This is a genomic window from Mesobaculum littorinae (assembly GCF_004011175.1).
Lineage (GTDB): Bacteria > Pseudomonadota > Alphaproteobacteria > Rhodobacterales > Rhodobacteraceae > Tranquillimonas > Tranquillimonas littorinae.
On record NZ_RQXX01000008.1, the window covers coordinates 64,486 to 81,683 of the forward strand.

15 protein-coding genes are annotated in these 17,198 nt (G+C 70.7%); 4 read left to right on the forward strand and 11 right to left on the reverse strand.

What is annotated here, in order from left to right:
- Nucleotides 1-66: 66 nt before the first annotated feature.
- Together EKE94_RS16945 and mtnK are read right to left on the reverse strand one after the other, a co-directional pair.
- On the reverse strand, nt 67-591 hold the full coding sequence (locus tag EKE94_RS16945) for an oxidoreductase (protein WP_127907820.1): 525 nt from the start codon (nt 589-591) through the stop codon (nt 67-69).
- A 397-nt stretch (nt 592-988) separates the two neighbouring features.
- Nucleotides 989-2,260, reverse strand: a complete 1,272-nt coding sequence (gene mtnK / locus EKE94_RS16950; RefSeq protein WP_127907821.1) for an S-methyl-5-thioribose kinase — start codon at nt 2,258-2,260, stop codon at nt 989-991.
- 188 nt (nt 2,261-2,448) lie between these two features.
- On the opposite strand from mtnK, the gene EKE94_RS16955 reads away from it, so the two are divergent.
- The 3 genes from EKE94_RS16955 (at nt 2,449) to EKE94_RS16965 (ending at nt 6,306) form a co-directional block, all read left to right on the forward strand.
- Nucleotides 2,449-3,684, forward strand: a complete 1,236-nt coding sequence (locus EKE94_RS16955) for an ABC transporter substrate-binding protein (protein ID WP_127907822.1) — start codon at nt 2,449-2,451, stop codon at nt 3,682-3,684.
- A gap of 208 nt (nt 3,685-3,892) precedes the next feature.
- Nucleotides 3,893-5,563 (forward strand): ABC transporter permease, encoded by a 1,671-nt coding sequence (locus EKE94_RS16960; RefSeq protein ID WP_127907823.1) that lies wholly within the window; start codon nt 3,893-3,895, stop codon nt 5,561-5,563.
- Nucleotides 5,560-6,306 carry an ATP-binding cassette domain-containing protein gene (locus EKE94_RS16965; protein ID WP_127907824.1) on the forward strand — a complete coding sequence of 249 codons (747 nt, stop codon included), beginning with the start codon at nt 5,560-5,562 and terminating at the stop codon, nt 6,304-6,306. Before EKE94_RS16960 ends, EKE94_RS16965 begins: the two co-directional genes overlap by 4 nt.
- 124 nt (nt 6,307-6,430) lie before the next feature.
- Here the strand turns inward: EKE94_RS16965 and EKE94_RS16970 are convergent, their stop codons facing one another.
- From EKE94_RS16970 to EKE94_RS17010, 9 genes are all read right to left on the reverse strand, one after another.
- Nucleotides 6,431-7,177 carry an ABC transporter permease gene (locus EKE94_RS16970; RefSeq protein WP_127907825.1) on the reverse strand — a complete coding sequence of 249 codons (747 nt, stop codon included), beginning with the start codon at nt 7,175-7,177 and terminating at the stop codon, nt 6,431-6,433.
- On the reverse strand, nt 7,174-8,109 hold the full coding sequence (locus tag EKE94_RS16975; RefSeq protein ID WP_127907826.1) for an ABC transporter ATP-binding protein: 936 nt from the start codon (nt 8,107-8,109) through the stop codon (nt 7,174-7,176). The genes EKE94_RS16970 and EKE94_RS16975 overlap by 4 nt, the downstream gene beginning before the upstream one ends.
- Nucleotides 8,106-9,233: an ABC transporter permease gene (locus EKE94_RS16980; protein ID WP_235856079.1), complete on the reverse strand. Its 1,128-nt coding sequence runs from the start codon at nt 9,231-9,233 to the stop codon at nt 8,106-8,108. Before EKE94_RS16980 ends, EKE94_RS16975 begins: the two co-directional genes overlap by 4 nt.
- A 97-nt stretch (nt 9,234-9,330) precedes the next feature.
- Nucleotides 9,331-10,239: a glycine betaine ABC transporter substrate-binding protein OsmF gene (osmF, locus tag EKE94_RS16985; RefSeq protein ID WP_127907827.1), complete on the reverse strand. Its 909-nt coding sequence runs from the start codon at nt 10,237-10,239 to the stop codon at nt 9,331-9,333.
- 179 nt (nt 10,240-10,418) lie between these two features.
- On the reverse strand, nt 10,419-11,651 hold the full coding sequence (locus EKE94_RS16990; protein WP_127907828.1) for a c-type cytochrome: 1,233 nt from the start codon (nt 11,649-11,651) through the stop codon (nt 10,419-10,421).
- Complete coding sequence (locus EKE94_RS16995) at nt 11,648-12,217, reverse strand: cytochrome c oxidase assembly protein (protein WP_127907874.1); 570 nt, start codon at nt 12,215-12,217, stop codon at nt 11,648-11,650. The genes EKE94_RS16990 and EKE94_RS16995 overlap by 4 nt, the downstream gene beginning before the upstream one ends.
- A 95-nt stretch (nt 12,218-12,312) precedes the next feature.
- Nucleotides 12,313-12,714, reverse strand: coding sequence for a hypothetical protein (locus EKE94_RS17000; protein ID WP_127907829.1), 402 nt, complete (start codon nt 12,712-12,714; stop codon nt 12,313-12,315).
- Nucleotides 12,711-15,221, reverse strand: a complete 2,511-nt coding sequence (ctaD, locus tag EKE94_RS17005; RefSeq protein ID WP_235856082.1) for a cytochrome c oxidase subunit I — start codon at nt 15,219-15,221, stop codon at nt 12,711-12,713. Before ctaD ends, EKE94_RS17000 begins: the two co-directional genes overlap by 4 nt.
- A gap of 101 nt (nt 15,222-15,322) precedes the next feature.
- Entirely contained in the window at nt 15,323-16,312 is a 990-nt protein-coding gene (locus EKE94_RS17010; protein ID WP_127907831.1) for a cytochrome c oxidase subunit II, read from the reverse strand.
- Between the two features lie 310 nt (nt 16,313-16,622).
- Here EKE94_RS17010 and EKE94_RS17015 point away from each other — a divergent pair, with 310 nt between their 5' ends.
- Complete coding sequence (locus EKE94_RS17015) at nt 16,623-17,126, forward strand: MgtC/SapB family protein (protein WP_127907832.1); 504 nt, start codon at nt 16,623-16,625, stop codon at nt 17,124-17,126.
- Nucleotides 17,127-17,198 lie beyond the last annotated feature (72 nt).

The following is a 17,198-nucleotide window of genomic DNA, read 5'->3' on the forward strand; positions in this document are numbered from 1 at the left end:
AGGGTTTCTCGGGGTTGTCGCCGTAGGTCTGCGCGCCCCGGGGGCCCGGGCCGCGCAGAACCAGGCCTAGGGCAGAACCTCGATCCGATCCAGTTGCCAGATGCTGCGGGAATAGATCACCTCGCTCCGGAACGCGGGGTCGCTGTCATAGGGATAGACGATCCACAGCGGCCCCTTGCCGCGCAGCGACATCGGCGCGTCGTTGTGCAGGTAGGCCACGATCGGCCCTTCGGCGTCGGGATCGCCCTCCCAGTCCTCGGCCGGGATCTCGATGGCGTAGTCGTTGACCGCGGTGGCCGACACGGCAGAGCCTTCGGCCCCGAGCCGGTCGAGCAGCTGCGCCAACGGCACGCCGGTGAAGCTCTGCGTCCCGTCGGTCCAGATCGTCGTCGTCTCGAAGGTGACGGGGTCGAGCGCGGCGAGCATCTCGCGGTCGAACACCGCGGCGTCGCCGTCGTTGGTGACGGTGATCGCGCCGGTGACGGTCAGCAGCGCCTCGCCCTCGGGCGTGGGCAGATCCTGGGCCAGCGCCGGACCAGAGATCAGGGCCAGGGAAAGCAGGACGGGTCGGGCAAATCGGGACAAAAGCATGAAGGTGACCTCGGAGGGGAGCGAAGAACTCGATGCGACACGGAGGTTGTGCCACGAAAATACCGCTCGCGGCAGGGGTGCATCGGAAGGGGAGACCTATCCAAAGGGATAGGGTTAAGATCAGGTGGATAACCACTTTCCCTCTCCCCCCGCCGTGCAGGGGGCCGGTCGGCGCCGTGTCCCGCGCAAGCTTGCACGATGCGGGCCTAGTACCCGGCCAGGACGGCGGCGTATCGCGGCGCCCGGGCGTCCAATGGCATGCCGGTTCGTCGGCGGGCACGGAGGCGCGCGGGGTCACCGGGCGTCCGCCTATGCCCCGCGGTCGGGGCAGGAAGGCGGGGCGCCCGCCCCCGGTCCGTTTCCCGGCGGCGTCTTCGGCCCCGTCGTCGGAGCGCCGTCAGACCTGCCGGCGACCCTGCGCGATATCCCGGGCGAGGTCGGACACCTCGGAGGGGCTCCTCAGCGCGGCGCGGTTCAGAAGCAGATGGCGGGCCATGCGCAACGCCCGCGCCTCGCAGGCGGCGCGGGTGGGGATGTCGGCGATCTCCTCGAAATCCGCGACGTGCGAGATGCCCAGGATGCGGCGGATCATCTTCGCCCCGGCAAAGCCCAGCGTATCGCGCCAGACCGCCGCCAGCCGCGCGGCGACGAACGCCTGACCCACGCCGTCGCCCGCGACCTCGGTCTCGATCAGACCACCGGGACGCGGATGCGCCAGCCGCGTGGCCTCTTCCACGAAGGTGGCCCATGCCTCTTCGGCCACGTTCAGAAGCCACGCCGTCATCTCCTGCCGGTCATCCGCGGCGGTGGCGTGCCCCGGCTGGCTGAACGCTGCCAGCCACAGGTTGCCCAGAACCGCCCCGATGTCGAAGCCCATCGGCCCGACAAAGGCCCATTCCGGGTCGATCACCCGCGTTTCGTCCGCGCTCAGCATCAGCGAGCCGGTGTGCAAATCGCCGTGGATCAGCGCCTCGGCCTGGCTGCGGAAGGCGTGCTTCATCTCCATGGCGGCCAGCCGCAACGCCGAATCGCCGCGCAACTGCGCCGCCAGCCCCTCCTGCCCGGGGGTGAGCCGGTTCAGCGGCGCCTCGTGGTAGGGGCCGGTAAAGACCACGTCCTGCGTCGTGGCGCACAGCTCGGCATTGCCCGAGTAGCGGTCGACCAGAGCATTCTTGGCGGCTGTTGTCAGCACCAGGTCCGAGGTACCCACCAGCGACCGCGCCAGGTAGAGCCCGAGGTCCCGCGCAAGGGTCGGGAACCGCCGCCCGGCCACGAAACCCGCGCGCGCGACGACATGGGGCTGCAGCGCCTCCATGAAGATCAGCGCCAGGTCGGGGCGATAGGCATGGACCCGCGGCGGCACGCCGGGCGCGGCGCGGCCGTGATCGACCAGCGCGCGATGCTCGTACTCGGCCCGCGACACGGGGAAAGGCCAGCCCTCGCCGATCACCCGGATATAGGGCAGCGCCTGTTTCGCGACGATGGCCCCCGCGGGCCCGGCAAGCCGCCAGACCGCGTTCATGTTGCCATCGCTGATCTCGTCGCAGCGCCAGTCCTGCGCCGCGCCGCCCAGGCGCGCGGCCAGGTCGGGCGTCTCAGCGACGAGCGCGATCAGGTCGGGGGCGGCAAGTTCGCGGTACCCCGCGGGGATATCGAAGTTCTGGGACATGGCCCCCTGTCTGCCGCGTCGGGACGGCTTTGCCAAGCCGCGCCAAGCCCTGCCGCGGGCGTCCCGCCCCCTCCGGCACCCAACGAATACGTGAGCCCGCCGTAGCGCGGTTCTGCGGTGCGCGGCTTTTCAATTCCGCCCGCATCGCCCATGAAGACCTTCGACACCGCGCAGCCGGAGGAGCCCAGATGCGACAGCCGACACCCCCCTTTTCCGCAGCCCTCGCAGGGGGCCTGCTGGCCGGCCTTCTGGGGCAGGCAGCCGTCGCCCAGACCGCGCCCGACCCCGCCGACTGGGACCAGGTGGTCGCCTCGGCCGAGGGGCAGACCGTCTACTGGAACGCTTGGGGCGGCAATCCGCAGGTCAACGCCTTCATCCAGTGGACGGCGGACGAGGTGCAGGACCGCTTCGGCATCGCGCTTGAGCATGTGAAGCTGTCCGATGCGGCCTCGGCCGTGACGACGGTCCTGAACGAAAAGAGCGCCGGACGCGACACGGGCGGGTCCATCGACCTCATCTGGATCAACGGCGAGAACTTCGCCGCGATGAAGCGCAACGACCTGCTGTTCGGCCCATGGTCCGAGGCGATCCCCAACTGGCAGCTGACCGACCCCGCCGAGAATACCGCGCTGACGAGCGACTTCACCGTGCCGGTGGACGGGCTGGAGGCGCCGTGGAGCATGGCGCAGGTGGTGTTCTACTACGACAGTGCCGATATCGACACGCCGCCTGCGACGATCCCGGGCCTGCTGGACTGGGCGCGCGCGCATCCGGGCCGCTTTACCTATCCGCAGCCGCCCGATTTCCTGGGTTCCACCTTTCTCAAGCAGGCGCTGCTTGAACTCGCCACCGAGACCGACCCGCTCTACGCGCCGGTGGACGAGGCGGATTACGCGGCCATTTCAGCGCCGCTCTGGGACTATCTCGAAGAGCTGACGCCGCTTTTGTGGCGCCAGGGGCAGGCCTATCCGCAGACCGGCCCGGCGCAGCGGCAGCTGGTCGCGGATGACGAGATCGACATCGCGATCTCGTTCAACCCGGGCGAGGCATCGGCGGCGATCGCGAACTACGAATTGCCCGAAACCGTGCGCAGCTTCGTGCTGGAGGGCGGCACCATCGGCAACGCCAGCTTCCTCGCCATCCCCTTCAACGCCAATGCGAAAGAGGGGGCGATGGTGGTCGCCAACTTCCTGATGTCGCCCGAGGCGCAGGCCCGGGCGCAGGACCCCGACATCCTGGGCGTCGGGACCGTGCTGGACCTCGACAAGCTCGAGGCCCCGGACCGCGCCCGGTTCGAAGAGCTCACCCTGGGCGTCGCCACGCTGTCGACCGAAGAGCTGGGCACCCCCCTGCCCGAGCCGCACCCGTCGTGGATGGAGCGGATCGAAGAGGACTGGGAAAGCCGCTACGGCGTGGCCCGATAGGCCCGGGCCGCGCGGCATGACCTCCGGCCCCCGACACACGCGCGGGCCCTCAGGGCCCCGCCACGGCGCGGACCTAGGCGCGCCCCATGACGCGAACCATCACGGGGCTGCCGGCGCGGATGGCCCCGCGCGCGCCCTCCGTGGCATCGCGCCTGCCGGGGGCCCGCGCACGGCGGCACGCAGAGACCGGCCCGGGCCGCTTCGGATCATGCCGGTGCTGACCATGGGGCTGCTGGCACTTCTGGTGGCCGCGGGGCTGGCCGGCGTGCTGGCCCCGGCCTTCGGCTGGTTCCCCGCACTGGGACACACCCGCCCGGGCCTGGGCGCCTGGCGCGATCTTTTCGCCTGGCCCGGCATCGGCGCCGCCACCCGGCTGAGCGTCACGACCGCGCTTGCAGCCACCGCCCTGTCGCTGGGCACCACGATGCTGATCTGCGCCGCCTGGCACGGCACCCGCGTCTTCGCCGCCATCCAGAGGCTGCTTTCCCCGCTCCTGTCGGTGCCCCATGCCGCCGCCGCGCTGGGGCTGGCCTTTCTGATATCGCCCTCCGGCTGGATCGTGCGGCTGCTGTCGCCCTGGGCCACGGGCTGGGAGCGCCCGCCCGATATCCTGATCGCGCATGACCCCTGGGGGCTGACGCTGATCGCGGGACTTGCGGCGAAGGAGATCCCCTTTCTGCTGCTGATGACGCTGGCCGCACTGGGGCAGATGCCCGCCCGCCGGTCGCTGCTTATCGCGCAGACGCAGGGCTACGGCCGCGTGACAGGCTGGCTCAAGACCGTGTTCCCGCAGGTCTACGGCCAGATCCGCCTGCCGGTCTATGCCGTGCTGGCGTTTTCGGCCTCGGTCGTGGACGTGGCGCTGATCCTTGGGCCCACAACGCCCGCGACGCTGTCGGTGCAGGTGCTGGACTGGCTGAACGATCCGCAGCTGTCGCTGCGGTTCGCCGCCGCCGCCGGGGCGCTTTTGCAACTGGGGCTGGTGGTTGGGCTGCTGGCGGTCTGGCGCGGGTCCGAGCTGGCGGCGATGCGGTGGGGCCGCGGCTGGGTCGCGCGCGGGCACCGGGGCCGCGCCGACGTGCTGTGGCGGGGGCTGGCGCTGGTCGCCGCCGGGCTGGCCGCAGCGGCGGTGCTGGGTGGGCTGGCCGGGCTCGCCGTCTGGTCCATGGCGGGATTCTGGAGCTTTCCGGACATGCTGCCGCAGGGCTTCACCCCCCGCGCCTGGGCCACCCATTGGCCCACCGTGGCCGACCGCGTGCGCGACACGGTGATCATCGCGGGCGCGGCGACGGCCATCGCGCTGGCGCTGGCGCTGGCCTGCCTCGAAGCCGAGCATCGCTATCGCCTGAAACCGTCAGCGCGCGAGATGTGGTTGCTTTACCTGCCGCTCATCGTGCCGCAGGCGACGTTCCTGACGGGCCTGCAGATGCTGGCCATCGCCTCGGGCACGGCGGGGATCATGGCCAGCGTCGTGGCGGTGCACGTGCTTTTCGTCCTGCCCTACGTCTTCCTGTCGCTGGCCGAGCCGTGGCGGGCCTGGGATCCGCGACATGCCCTGCTGGCCGAAACCCTCGGCGCCGGGCCCGACCGGGTGTTCTGGCGGCTGCGCCTGCCGATGCTGCTGCGCCCGATCCTGACCGCCGCCGCCGTGGGCTTTGCCGTGTCGGTGGGGCAGTACCTGCCCACCGTGCTGATCGGGACCGGCCGTGTCACCACGCTGACGACCGAGGCGGTGGCCCTGTCCTCGGGCGGCGACCGGCGGCTGATCGGGGTCTATGCCATCGCCCAGACGGCGGTGCCGCTTCTGGGCTTTCTCGCCGCGCTGGCGCTGCCGGCGCTGGTCTTCCGCAACCGCCGCGGCCTATCGGGGGCGACATGAACGACATCACCGACACCCCCCGCACCGCGCGCCCCGCGGCAGTCTCGGACGACGCCCATGCCGGGCCGTGCACCGGCCTGCATCTCGACGCGCTGCGCATCCGGCTGGGGGCAACCACGCTCGTCGCGCTCGACACCCTGATCGCCCCGGGCGAGGTGCTGTCGGTCATGGGGCCCTCGGGCTCGGGCAAGTCGACGCTTCTGAACCAGATCATCGGCGCCCCCGCCCCCGCCTTTCAAAGCGACGGGCAGGTGCGGCTGGACGGGCAGGACCTGACCGGGATGGGCCCACAGGCGCGGCATATCGGGCTGCTTTTCCAGGACGACCTGCTGTTTCCGCACATGTCTGTGGGTAGCAACCTTGCCTTTGCGCTGCCCGCGGGCCTGCGCGGCCGCCGCGCACGGCGCGCCGCTGTCGAGGCCGCGCTGGCCGAGGCCGGGATGCCCGGCTATGCCGACCGCGATCCGGCGACGCTTTCGGGCGGGCAGAGATCGCGCGTGGCCTTGATGCGCACGCTGCTGAGCGCGCCGCGCGCGCTGCTGCTGGACGAGCCCTTTTCGCGCCTCGACGCCGACCTGCGCCGCACGATGCGCGACCTCGTCTTCGGCGAGGTGCGCAGGCGACGGCTGCCCACCCTGCTCGTCACCCACGACAGGGAGGACGCGCAGGCGGCCGGGGGCCGGATCCTCGACCCGCTGGGCCGCCCCGTCGCCCCGCCCGCCGACGGTGATCCGGGACCATGAAGGGCCGATGCAGGGCGCCCGTGGCCTGCATCGGCCCATCCGCAATCCGTCGAGGAAGACCCGAACGTCGGGCTGAACCGGCAGCGTTGCGTGGACGGTCAGACCGCCTGGCAGCGGCGAAGCCTCAACCGCGCTGCGCGCGTCCGCTGCGGCGGGCGAGACGATGCTCAAGCATTACCAGCGCGTCGTAGATCAGCACGGCGAAAAGCCCCACGATCAGCCCGCCCTGTAGCACGAAGGCGGTGTTGTTGGTCAGAAGCCCCGCGATGATCACCTCGCCCAGCGTGCGCGCCGCCACGGTCGAGCCGATGGTCGCGGTGCCAAGCGCGATCACCACCGACAGGCGGATACCCGCAAGGATCACCGGCAGCGCCAGAGGCAGCTCGACCCGCATCAGCCGTTGCCGGTTGTTCAGACCGATGCCGCGCGCCGCCTCCATCGTGTGCGGCGGCAGGGTCGACAGGCCGGTCATCGCGTTCTCGAAAATCGGCAGGAGGCCGTAGAGAAAGAGCGCGACCAGCGTTGGCCCCGCGCCGAAGCCCAGCACCGGCACCGCCAGGGCAAGGACCGCCACAGGGGGGAAGGTCTGGCCGACATTGGTGATCGTGCGCGACAGCGGTCGGAACGCCGCGCCCGCGGGCCGGGTGACGAGGATCGCAAGCGTCACCGCGACCAGCGTCGCAAGGCTTGAGGCCGCGGCCACCAGCCACAGGTGGCTGAGCGACAGCGACAGAAGCGACGACCGGGTATAGATCACGGGCCCGCCCGCGGGGGCGAGCGGGGCGAACACAGGCTCGAACCACCCCGGCCGCAGGACCAGCGCCAGCAGCAGCGCCACCATCGCGGCGCGCAGGACCAGACCGATCCTCATGCCTGCCGTTCCGCGCGCGCCCGGATCGCCTGCAGCGTGACGCGGCCCGCAGGCGCGCCGTCGCGGGTCACGGGCACCGCGTCGCGCCCCGTCCAGAGGCAGGCCGACAGCGCCTCGCGCAGGGTGGCGCCGGCGGTGACGGGTTCACCGGGGGCCGCGCCCTCCTCGATCAGATCGGACACGGGGATCAGCGACAGCAGGCGCATCGGACGTTCCGCATCCCCCACCATGTCGGCCACGAACCCGGTGGCGGGGCGGGCGATGATCTCTTCCGGCGGCCCGTATTGCACCAGCCGGCCCTGGTCCATCACCGCCACCTTGTCGCCAAGGCTGACCGCCTCGTCCATGTCGTGGGTGACCAGCATGATGGTCGAGCCCAGCTTGCGCTGGATGTCGCGCAGATCCTGTTGCGCCCGGGTGCGGATGATCGGATCGAGCGCGCCGAAGGGTTCGTCCATCAGCAGAAGGTCGGGGCGCGAGGCCAGCGCCCGCGCCACGCCCACGCGCTGCTGCTGCCCGCCCGACAATTCGCCCGGGAAGCGGTCGCGATAGGCGTCCGGCTCCAGCCCGAAAAGGGTCAGCAGCTCGTCGACGCGGGCCCGGATCTTGGCCTTGTCCCACCCCTGCAGCTGCGGCACCGCCCCGATGTTGCGCGCCACGCTATGGTGCGGGAACAGCCCGTGCCCCTGGATCGCGTAGCCGATCCGCCGCCGCAGCAGATGGGGTTTGACGGCATGCGTGGGCTCGCCGTTGATCCGCACCTCGCCCGACGAGGGCTCGACCAGCCGGTTGATCATCCGCAGAAGCGTGGTCTTGCCCGACCCCGAGGTGCCGACGATGGCGGTGATCGTGCCGGTCTCGACCGTCATCGACACCTCGTCGACGGCGGCGTGACCGTCATAGACCTTGGTGATCCTGTCGATTTCGATCATCTTGAACGCTCCGGCGTTGGGCGGGCGAGGTCCACCAGGATATCCATCACGATGGCGGAGACCAGCGCCATCAGCACGGTGGGCAGCGCGCCCAGAAGGATCAGATCGGTCGCGGTCTGGTTCAGGCCCTGGAACACGAAGGTGCCGTAACCGCCGCCGCCGATCAGGCCCGCGATCACCGCAAGACCCACGTTCTGGACCAGCACGATGCGCAGACCGGCGAGGATCACGGGCATGCCCAGCGGCAGCTCGACCCGGACCAGCCGCTGCATCGCGGTCATCCCCATCCCGCGCGAAGCCTCGAGCGCCGAGGCCGGCGCGGCGGCCAGCCCCGCGACGGTATTGGCGACGACGGGCAGCAGCGAATAGAGCACCAGCGCCACGAAGGCGGGGGCAAAGCCGATCCCGGCGATGCCCAGCTCGCGCGCGCCCGGGACGGTGCTGCCGACCCAGCCCAGAAGCGGGATCATCAGGCCGAACATCGCCAGCGACGGAATCGTCTGCAGAAAGCTGAGCACCGGCAGGACCGACCCGCGCAGCCCCGGGCGGCGGTGGCAGAGGATGCCCAGGGGAAAACCGATCGCCGCGGCGGCGGCCAGCGACCCGAAGGCCAGCCCGACATGCCGCCACGTGGCCGTGCGGAAGGCGGCGATGCGGCCGCGATATTCCTGCGCGATGGACAGATCGCCCAGCAGGCCCGACCACAGCACCGCCGCCAGCGCCGCCAGAAGCAGCACCAGAAGTCCGCCGCGCCGCCACGGGCCCAGCCCCATCGTCGACAGCGCGTCCGCCATCAACAGCATCAAAGCCAGCGCAAGGCACCAGAACCCCGCGGCGGGAGAGACCCGGGCGAAATCTCCGGCGCCGTCCAACAGGGTCGTCGCCCCCTGCGACAGCAGCAGTACCAGCCCCGCCAGCCCCAGAAGGCTGCCGCCCAACCGCATCCACGGCGCCCCGCGCACAAGCCCCAGTGCGAGGCCCGCCGCGATGCAGGCGATTGCCACCGCGACGGTCGGCACGCCTGCGCTGGCGAAGGCCGACACACCTTCGCCCGCGACGATGCGGTTTGCGGCGAGCGACAGGAACGGCAGCGCCAGCGCCAGCACGCCCAGCGCCGCGAACAAAATTCCCGGGGGCGACAGGGGAAGCCTCGCCGCCCGCGCCCGCAGATCCGGGGAACGCCCCCGAAGGTCCGACGAACCGGTCATCCCGGCGCGCCGGTCAGTCCAGCACCCCTGCCTCGGTCAGGTAGTCGCGGGCCACCGACTCGGCCGGTTCGCCGCCGACCTGGATGCGGCCGTTCAGCTGTTGCAGCGTCTGCATGTCGAGGCCTTCGAAGATCGGCGTCAGCACGTCCTCGATCTCGGGGTATTCCTCCAGCACCTCGGCCCGGACGATCGGGGCGGGTTCGTAGACCGGCTGCACGCCCTGGTCGTCCTCCATCACGACAAGCCCGGTAGCGCCGACACCGCCGTCAGTGCCGTAGACCATCGCCGCGTTGACGCCCGAGGTGCCGCGCGCGGCGGCCTGGATCGTCGCCGCGGTATCGCCGCCCGACAGGATCACCGTCTGGTCCTCGTCCAGCTCGAAGCCGTAGGTCTCCTGCATCGCGGGCAGCACGGCGGGGGAGGACACGAATTCGGTCGAGGCGGCCAGCGTCACGTCGCCGCCATCGGCGATCCACTTGCCGAACTCGGTCATCGTCGCCAGGTCGTTCTCTTCGGCCACGTCGCTGGTGACCGCGATGGCCCAGGTGTTGTTGGCAGGCGCGGGCTGCAGCCAGACGATGTCGTTCTCGGCGCCGTCCAGCTCCTTGGCGCGGGCATAGGCCTCGTCCGCGTTCTTCCAGGTGTCGGCCTCGGCTTCGTTGAAGAAGAACGCCGCGTTGCCGGTATACTCGGGGTAGATGTCGATCTGGTCGGCAAGGATCGCCTCGCGCACGACCTGGGTGCCGCCCAGTTGCAGGCGCCGCTCGACCGGCAGGCCCGCGTCTTCGAGCGCCAGCGCGATGATGTTGCCCAGAAGCCCGCCTTCGGTGTCGATCTTCGAGGACACGGTGATGTCGGCATGGCCGGCGGTGGCAAGCCCTGCGGACAGCCCGAGCGCGGCGAGGATGGTCTTGGTGGTCATGGTGCAACCGCCTCCCTATGGAATCTCCCCCGACCCTCGCGGCCGCGGGTTTCAGGGAAGTCTAGAACCCGAGCGCCGCCTGCACAGGGGCACGTGCCGCGATTGGCAAGATTTTTGCGCAAAAGGGCCATTTGCCGGTGTGGCCGCGCCCCCTGCGGGGCAGCCGGGGACGGCCCCGCCTACTCCTCCGCAGGCGCGCTTTGCGGGGACAGCGAGGCGTAGTAGGCGGCAAGCGCTGCGATGTCATCGTCGCCGAGTTCGGCCGCCGCCCGGGTCATCAGGTTCGCGCGCGGGCCCCCGCCGCGCGTGCCGTCGCGCCAGATTTTCAGCTGGGTCTCGAGATACGGCGCGTACTGGCCCGAAAGCTCGGGGAAATCCGCGCTCTTTCGATCGGCAGAGGGGCCATGACAGGCGCGGCAGGCCGGCACGTCGCGATCCCCCGAGGACGCGAGCGCCAACGCCTCGCCACGGGCCACCAGCCCGGGATCCGCGCCGGGCGTATCGGTTCCGGGCGCATTGGTGCCGGGCGCTTCGGGGCCGGGCGTCGGCGAAGCGGTCCCGTCGGGCACCGCACCGGTGGACGTGCGCCCCTCGGGGACGCTTGCCCGCGGGGCGCCGTCGGCCGCCCCTTCGGTCCCGGGCATCCCGGCACCCCCGGTGGTCGCGTCCGTCGATCCCTGTTCTGCGAAATAGCGGACGAGGTCGGGCAGCGCGGTCTCGGGCACCTCGGACGCCGCGTGACGCATCACGCCGCTTTCGCGCATGCCCCCGCGATAGGTTTCCAGCGACAACGCAAGGTAGGGCGCCCCCAGGATATCCAGCCGGGGAATATGCGGATTGCCCGAACGCCCGTCCACACCGTGACAGCCCGCGCAATAGGCGGCGCCCTCGGGCGCCCTGGCGGGCATGCGGGGCGGCGCGGTCAGGGCGGCATAGTCCTCGCCCGTCATCTCGCCCACCCGCATCAGGAAGGCGACAACCGGCCACACCTCGTCATCGCGCACCGAGGGCCAGTGCGGCATGCCCGACATCTTCACGCCCTCGCGCACGATCCAGGCCAGCTCGGCCGGGGTCCAGCCGGCGACGGCATCGGCGATGCGGGGCGGCTCGGGCAGCATGGCGCGCATCGTGGCGGTGCGGATCCGGCCCGGGGGCGCGTGGCAGACGGCGCAGGCGGCATCGAAATGGCGGGCGCCCAGCTCCGCCATCTCGGGCGACAGGGGCGGCACATCCGCGTGCTTGGGCGCCCGCAGCGACACCGCGTTGCGGAAGGTGGTGTGCAGCACCCAGCTGACCCCCGGCAGGTGCCCCACCCGGGCCGAGACGTTGTAAAGGCCGAAGCTTACCACCACGGCGGCCCCGAGCCCGCCCAGGACCGCCAGCACGGCGAGGGTCTGGAGAACGCGTTTCATGGGCTGCGCTCCTGCAGCGCGCGCCCTGTCAGCCAGAGCCCGGCGATCAGGTAGACCGGCGTTCCGATGGCCAGCATCAGCATGCCCCCCATCTGCTGCGCCGCCAGATCCGGGGGCGTGCCGCAGAAGGCCGCGTAAAGGTCCGAGCGGGCGAGGATCATCAGCGCCCCCAGAAGCGTCATGTGCATCGAGGTCAGCAGCAGCGCCCCGGCCCCCGCGAGCGGCTGCGGCGCGGCCAGCGCACCGGCCCAGACGGCAAGGCCCGCAGCAAGGAACATCGCCTGCTCAAGCGCATAGGGAACAGCCAGCGTGCGGGCAAACCCGTGCAGCGCCGGCAGGTGCCAACCCCAGACCACCGCGAATTCGATGACCGCGCCGGCAAGCGCGGGGATCGCCATGCGCCGCCAGACGCCGGGCGCGCCCAGCACCAGAAGCGGGGCGGCCACGGCGACAAGCGTCATGTGCACCACCATGTGGCCGGGGAACCCGCCCAGCCACGTCTCGACCGGCAGCCCCCAGACGCCCAGCACCGCCGCCGCGCCCGCGGCCAGCGGCAGCGGACGGATCACGCGGCCCGGCGGCGGTGCCGCGGCCAAACCGCCCGGGCGGCCGGAACGCGGCCCGCGGGCGGGCTGGGTCACGGGCTGAGTGGCGGGCCCGGTCACCGGCACGTCCCGATATAAAGCGCGGGCAGCGCGGTATAGCAGGTGCCAACGAAGCTGACGATCGCCAGAAGAAAGGCCGCGTGCCCCAGGAACTCGTGCCGGTCCTCGCCGCGCGCGCGGGCGTGTTCGTAATCCCAGTCGTCGGTGAAATCCCACTGCTGCCACGCGCGCCAGCCGACCCAGAGGATGAGGCCCAGCGCCACGGCCGTCATCGCCCCGATCCCCAGCCGCAGGGGCAGGATCGACCCGCCCGGCCCCTTGGCGCACCAGACCGCCGCGGCGGCATAGCTCGCCACGAAGTGCAGCGCCCAGGCCAGCGGGCCGAGGGTAATCTTGAACAGGCTCGACTGTTCCTCGGCGAATTCGCGTTCGTCTGAAGGCTGGGTCTTGGTCATCACAGAAGCCTCGGCAGGCCGGCGGTCACGGCGACGGTGACGATCACCGTCAGACAGATGAAGTGCCAGTAAAGCGTGATGTTCCACAGCGGCGCATCATGGCGCGGGGTGATCTTGCCCGCCAGCAGCGCGGCCAGGCAGTAGAGCTGCATGATGATGCCCGCGCCCACGTGCACCACGGTCCAGATCGTCAGCGCCCAGAGCACGGCGGGGTAGACATGCGTGGTGGGCTGCAGGTCCGGCACCCGGACGGCGAAGATCAGCGCCGCGCACCCGGCGGCGGCCAGCAGCGGCGCGGCGACCAGGCTGGTCATAACAGTGCGCCAGTGCGAGCGCCCGTTCAGGTAGCGCGCCCCGAAGGTCGCGGCCCAGGACCCCACAAGCAGCGCAAGCGCCAGAAGCGACAGCGCCCAGGCCGCGTGATCCGTGCCCTCGGGCGGGAAATCGGGCCGCGCGGTCCAGTAGAAGAACACTCCGAAGACAAGGCTGGCAAAGGCCGTGCTGTCGCCCAGCATGGTGATCCACACGCCCCACCATCCGGCGGCCTTGGGGCCCGAGACGTAGATCGGCAGCTTCAGGCCCAGCCCTGCGTCCTTCTTCTCTTTCTCCGGGATCTCGGCGGTCGAGGTCCAGAGCCAGTAGATCACGCAGGCGATCGCCAGCCCGCCGCAGATGATCGCCGGCGGATACCAGTGGAAGGTCGGGAAGATGAACGCCCCGCCGGTGAAGATCGCCGCCCAGATCGTGACCCAGGCGGGCCCCGTCACCCGCAGCACCTGCATCGGCGTCGCGTCGATCACGCTGGTGATCATCGTCTCGCGCCGTCCCTCTTCGGCGTCGGGCAGGTAGAACCGCCCCGCGTCCATCCGGGCGACCAGATCGGGCTGGTCCCACAGCGGGTAGCGCGAGGTGATGTGCGGGATCGACCGCACGCCCCAGAACTCTTCGGGGATCTCGTGGCTCCACTCCAGCGTGCCCGCGCCCCAGGGATTGCGCGCCGGGTCCGCCTGCCGTCCCTTCGGCCGCACGAGGTCCCAGGCGAAGATCGCGAAGCCCGCGGCGATCACGAAGGCCCCGACCGAGGACACGAGGTTCAGCCAGTCCCAGCCGATGTCGCCGGGATAGGTGAAGACGCGCCGCGGCATCCCCTTGAGCCCGGTCAGGTGCATCGGCAGGAAGGTCAGGTTGAAGCCCGCGAAGATCAGCCAGAAGGCCCAGCGCCCCATCCGGTCGCTCAGCTTCTTCTTCCGGATGAAGGGGTAGAAGTAGTAGACCCCGCCGATCACCGGAAAGACCATGCCGCCGAAGAGCGTGTAGTGCAGGTGCGCAACGATGAAGTAGGTGTCGTGCACCTGCCAGTCGAAGGGCGCGATGGCCACCATGACGCCGGTCAGCCCGCCCGCGACGAAGATCGCCAGCGCGCCCGAGATCCACAGCATCGGCAGGCTCATCCGGACCTTGCCGACCATCAGCGTGGCGGCAAAGGCGAAAAGTTGCACGCCGGTCGGGATCACCACCGCCTCGGACGCGGCGGAAAAGAAGCCCAGCGATATCGTCGGCAGCCCCGTGGTGAACATGTGGTGGACCCAGAGCCCGAAGCTCAGGAACCCGGTCCCCACGGCCGACAGCACGATCCAGCTGTAGCCCACGATGGGCCGCTGCGCCGCGGTGGGCACGACCATGGCGGCGATGGCGATCGAGGGCAGGAAGATGATGTAGACCTCCGGGTGCCCGAAGATCCAGAAAAGGTGCTGCCACAGCATCGGGTCACCGCCGCGCGTGGGGTCGAAGAACGGCCAGTCGAAACTGCGTTCAAGCTCGAACAGGAAGTCGCCCGCGATAAGCGGCGGAAAGGCGAACAGGATCATGCCGCCGACGACAAGGACGTACCACGCGTAAAGCGGCATGATGTTGACGCGCATGCCCGGCGGGCGGCACTTCAGCACGCCGACGATCAGCTCGACCGCGGCGGCGATGCTGGCGACCTCGATGAACGACAGGCCCAGCAGCCATATGTCGGACCCCATGCCGGAATGCTGGGTGGCCAGCGGCGGGTACATGAACCAGCCCGCGTCCGGGGCGACGCCGAAGAGGATCGAGCCCATTACGAAGACGCCGCCGATCAGGAAGCACCAGTAGCCATAGGCCGAAAGCCGTGGAAACGGCATGTCGCGCGCGCCCAGGAAGGCGGGCAGGATCAGGATGCTGATCGCTTCGAACATCGGCACGGCGAAGAGGAACATCATCGCCGAGCCGTGCATCGTGAAGAACTGGTTGAAGCGGTCGGCCGACAGGAAGTCGTTGTCGGGCACGGCCAGCTGCACCCGCACCGCCAGCGCCAGAATCCCCGCGAGCAGCATGAAGACGAAGGCCGTCATCGAATACCAGACGCCGACCTCGGAGTTGTTCACCGCCGACCAGTAGCGCCAGCCGGTGGGCGTCTTCCACGCCTTGCGCAGACGCGCCTCCTGCGCCTTCGCGACGTCGGGATCGACCGGCTCGCGCAGCATCTCCTCGGTGGGCGGATAGATACCCTCGGGGCCATGCGCCTCGGCCTCGAAGGGGGTCTCCTCGACCCCGGGGCGGCGGCTGCCGGGAAGGATGTGGTCGGTCATTTCAGGCCCTCCAGCCAGCGGGCGAGCGCCATCATGTCCTCTTGCGGAAGATGGTCGTAGCCGGGCATCTCGACCCCGGGCTTGAAGGCCTCGGGGTCGGCGATCCAGTCGACCAGCGCATCTGAGGTCATCGGCAGGATCCCCGCGGCCAGCGACTGCCGCGACCCGACATGGGTGAGGTCCGGCCCCACCTGCCCGGCGGCCTCGGTGCCGCGGACTGTGTGGCAGGCGCCGCAGCCCTCGGCCATGAAGACGTCGCGCCCCGGGCCCGGCGGCGCCGCGGAATCCTCGGCCTCGCGGGCGAGCCAAGCGTCGAACTCGTCCTCCGGCAGGACCACCGCCCGGAACGCCATCAGCGCATGGCTGAGGCCGCAGAACTCGGCGCATTGGCCGCGATAGGTGCCGGGCGTGTGGGGGGCGAGCGAGGTTTCGGTGACCCGCCCGGGAAACATGTCCATCTTGCCGCCCAGCGCCGGCACCCAGAAGGAATGGATCACCCGCGCGGCCGTCAGCTCGATATCCGACCTGAGCCCCGCGGGCAGGCGCAGTTCGTTGGCCGAGACGACCGGCGCGTCGGCCCCCTCGGACCAGTATTCCACGCGCCACCACCACTGTTCGCCGGTGATGCGCACGCGCAGCCCGTCGCCCGGGGCGCGCTGGTCGGGCATGATTGTCAGCCCATAGGACAAAAGCGCGGTCAGCACGACGACCGGGAACAGGATGCCGCCGCCGATGATCAGCGCCTCGGCCCACTTGCGGGACATCTCGCCGGTCCGGATGCGGGTGATCCAGAAGAAGAAGCCGTTCATCGCGGTCCACAGCACCACCGCACCGACGAGCATGACCCAGAACAGCGTGGTGAGTTGCGAGGCGTCGTCTCCGGCCGGGGACAGCACCGACTGCGGGCCGTCACAGGCCGCAAGCGCCGTCAGTGCGGCGGCCAGCCCTGCCCGAACCGCGATCGCGCGGCGTCGTCTGGTCGTCATCCCGCCCCCTAAGGTCGCTCGCCGTCGGGCCCGCCCTATCCGGCCCCGATCCGCAGCGAAACCCTAACCGCACAAGAGAGGTGCGGCCAAGGGGCCAAGGCCGCGCCACCTACGCCCCCGGGCGATTAATTCGCGCGACGTGCCGCGCACGACCCGGCGCGGGGCCCCAACTTGCGCGGACCCGGCGCCTGCACGGCTGGCTGCGATCCCTCGTGCCGCCTGCCTCCTGCTGCCCGTCTCATTGCTTGTCCTGTCGCACCTCCCGGACTAGATCGCGGCGATCAAGGGCCTTAGGCCCCCCGAGCACGGAATGACGACGCCCATGTGGACCTACCTCACCACCCCGCCCCGGATCGGCGATGCGTTGAGCTTCGAGACGATCGCCGTGCGGCTCGTGCTCGCTACCGTCCTTTGCGGCCTGATCGGGCTTGAGCGCAAGCTGACCAAGGACACGGCGGGCATCCGCACCAACATGCTGGTGGGCCTCGCCACGGCGACCTTTCCGATCCTCGCGCTGTCGGTGGTGGCGCTGGGCACGACGGAGGGGCTCGACATCCTGCGCATCGACCCGGTGCGCGTGCTCGAGGCGACGGCGACCGGCGTGGGGTTCCTCGGCGCCGGGGTGGTCGTGTTCTCGAAGGGGACCGTCACCGGCCTGACCACCGGCGCCAGCATCTGGGTGTCGGCGGCGGTCGGGCTGGCCGCGGGCTTCGGGTTTCTCGCGATCTCGATCCTGGCGGCGATGATCGCGCTTCTTGCGCTGGTCGTCGTGCGGTGGCTGGAAATGCGCGCGGGGCTGAAGGGCCCGGACTGACCCGTCCGCCCCGCGGCGCCGATCACCCCTGCAAACGCAGGGCGCGGGGACGGCCTCGCCAAGCCCCCCGGC

What these genes read in the sequence shown, in the direction of transcription:
- EKE94_RS16965 (WP_127907824.1), top strand. Translation starts at nt 5,560, where the DNA reads ATGAACGACATCACCGACACCCCCCGCACCGCGCGCCCCGCGGCAGTC.
- EKE94_RS16945 (WP_127907820.1), bottom strand. Translation starts at nt 591, where the DNA reads ATGCTTTTGTCCCGATTTGCCCGACCCGTCCTGCTTTCCCTGGCCCTG.
- EKE94_RS16975 (WP_127907826.1), bottom strand. Translation starts at nt 8,109, where the DNA reads ATGATCGAAATCGACAGGATCACCAAGGTCTATGACGGTCACGCCGCC.
- osmF (WP_127907827.1), bottom strand. Translation starts at nt 10,239, where the DNA reads ATGACCACCAAGACCATCCTCGCCGCGCTCGGGCTGTCCGCAGGGCTT.
- EKE94_RS16970 (WP_127907825.1), bottom strand. Translation starts at nt 7,177, where the DNA reads ATGAGGATCGGTCTGGTCCTGCGCGCCGCGATGGTGGCGCTGCTGCTG.
- EKE94_RS17015 (WP_127907832.1), top strand. Translation starts at nt 16,623, where the DNA reads ATGACGACGCCCATGTGGACCTACCTCACCACCCCGCCCCGGATCGGC.
- EKE94_RS17010 (WP_127907831.1), bottom strand. Translation starts at nt 16,312, where the DNA reads ATGACGACCAGACGACGCCGCGCGATCGCGGTTCGGGCAGGGCTGGCC.
- EKE94_RS16955 (WP_127907822.1), top strand. Translation starts at nt 2,449, where the DNA reads ATGCGACAGCCGACACCCCCCTTTTCCGCAGCCCTCGCAGGGGGCCTG.
- EKE94_RS16990 (WP_127907828.1), bottom strand. Translation starts at nt 11,651, where the DNA reads ATGAAACGCGTTCTCCAGACCCTCGCCGTGCTGGCGGTCCTGGGCGGG.
- ctaD (WP_235856082.1), bottom strand. Translation starts at nt 15,221, where the DNA reads ATGCTGCGCGAGCCGGTCGATCCCGACGTCGCGAAGGCGCAGGAGGCG.
- EKE94_RS16960 (WP_127907823.1), top strand. Translation starts at nt 3,893, where the DNA reads ATGCCGGTGCTGACCATGGGGCTGCTGGCACTTCTGGTGGCCGCGGGG.
- mtnK (WP_127907821.1), bottom strand. Translation starts at nt 2,260, where the DNA reads ATGTCCCAGAACTTCGATATCCCCGCGGGGTACCGCGAACTTGCCGCC.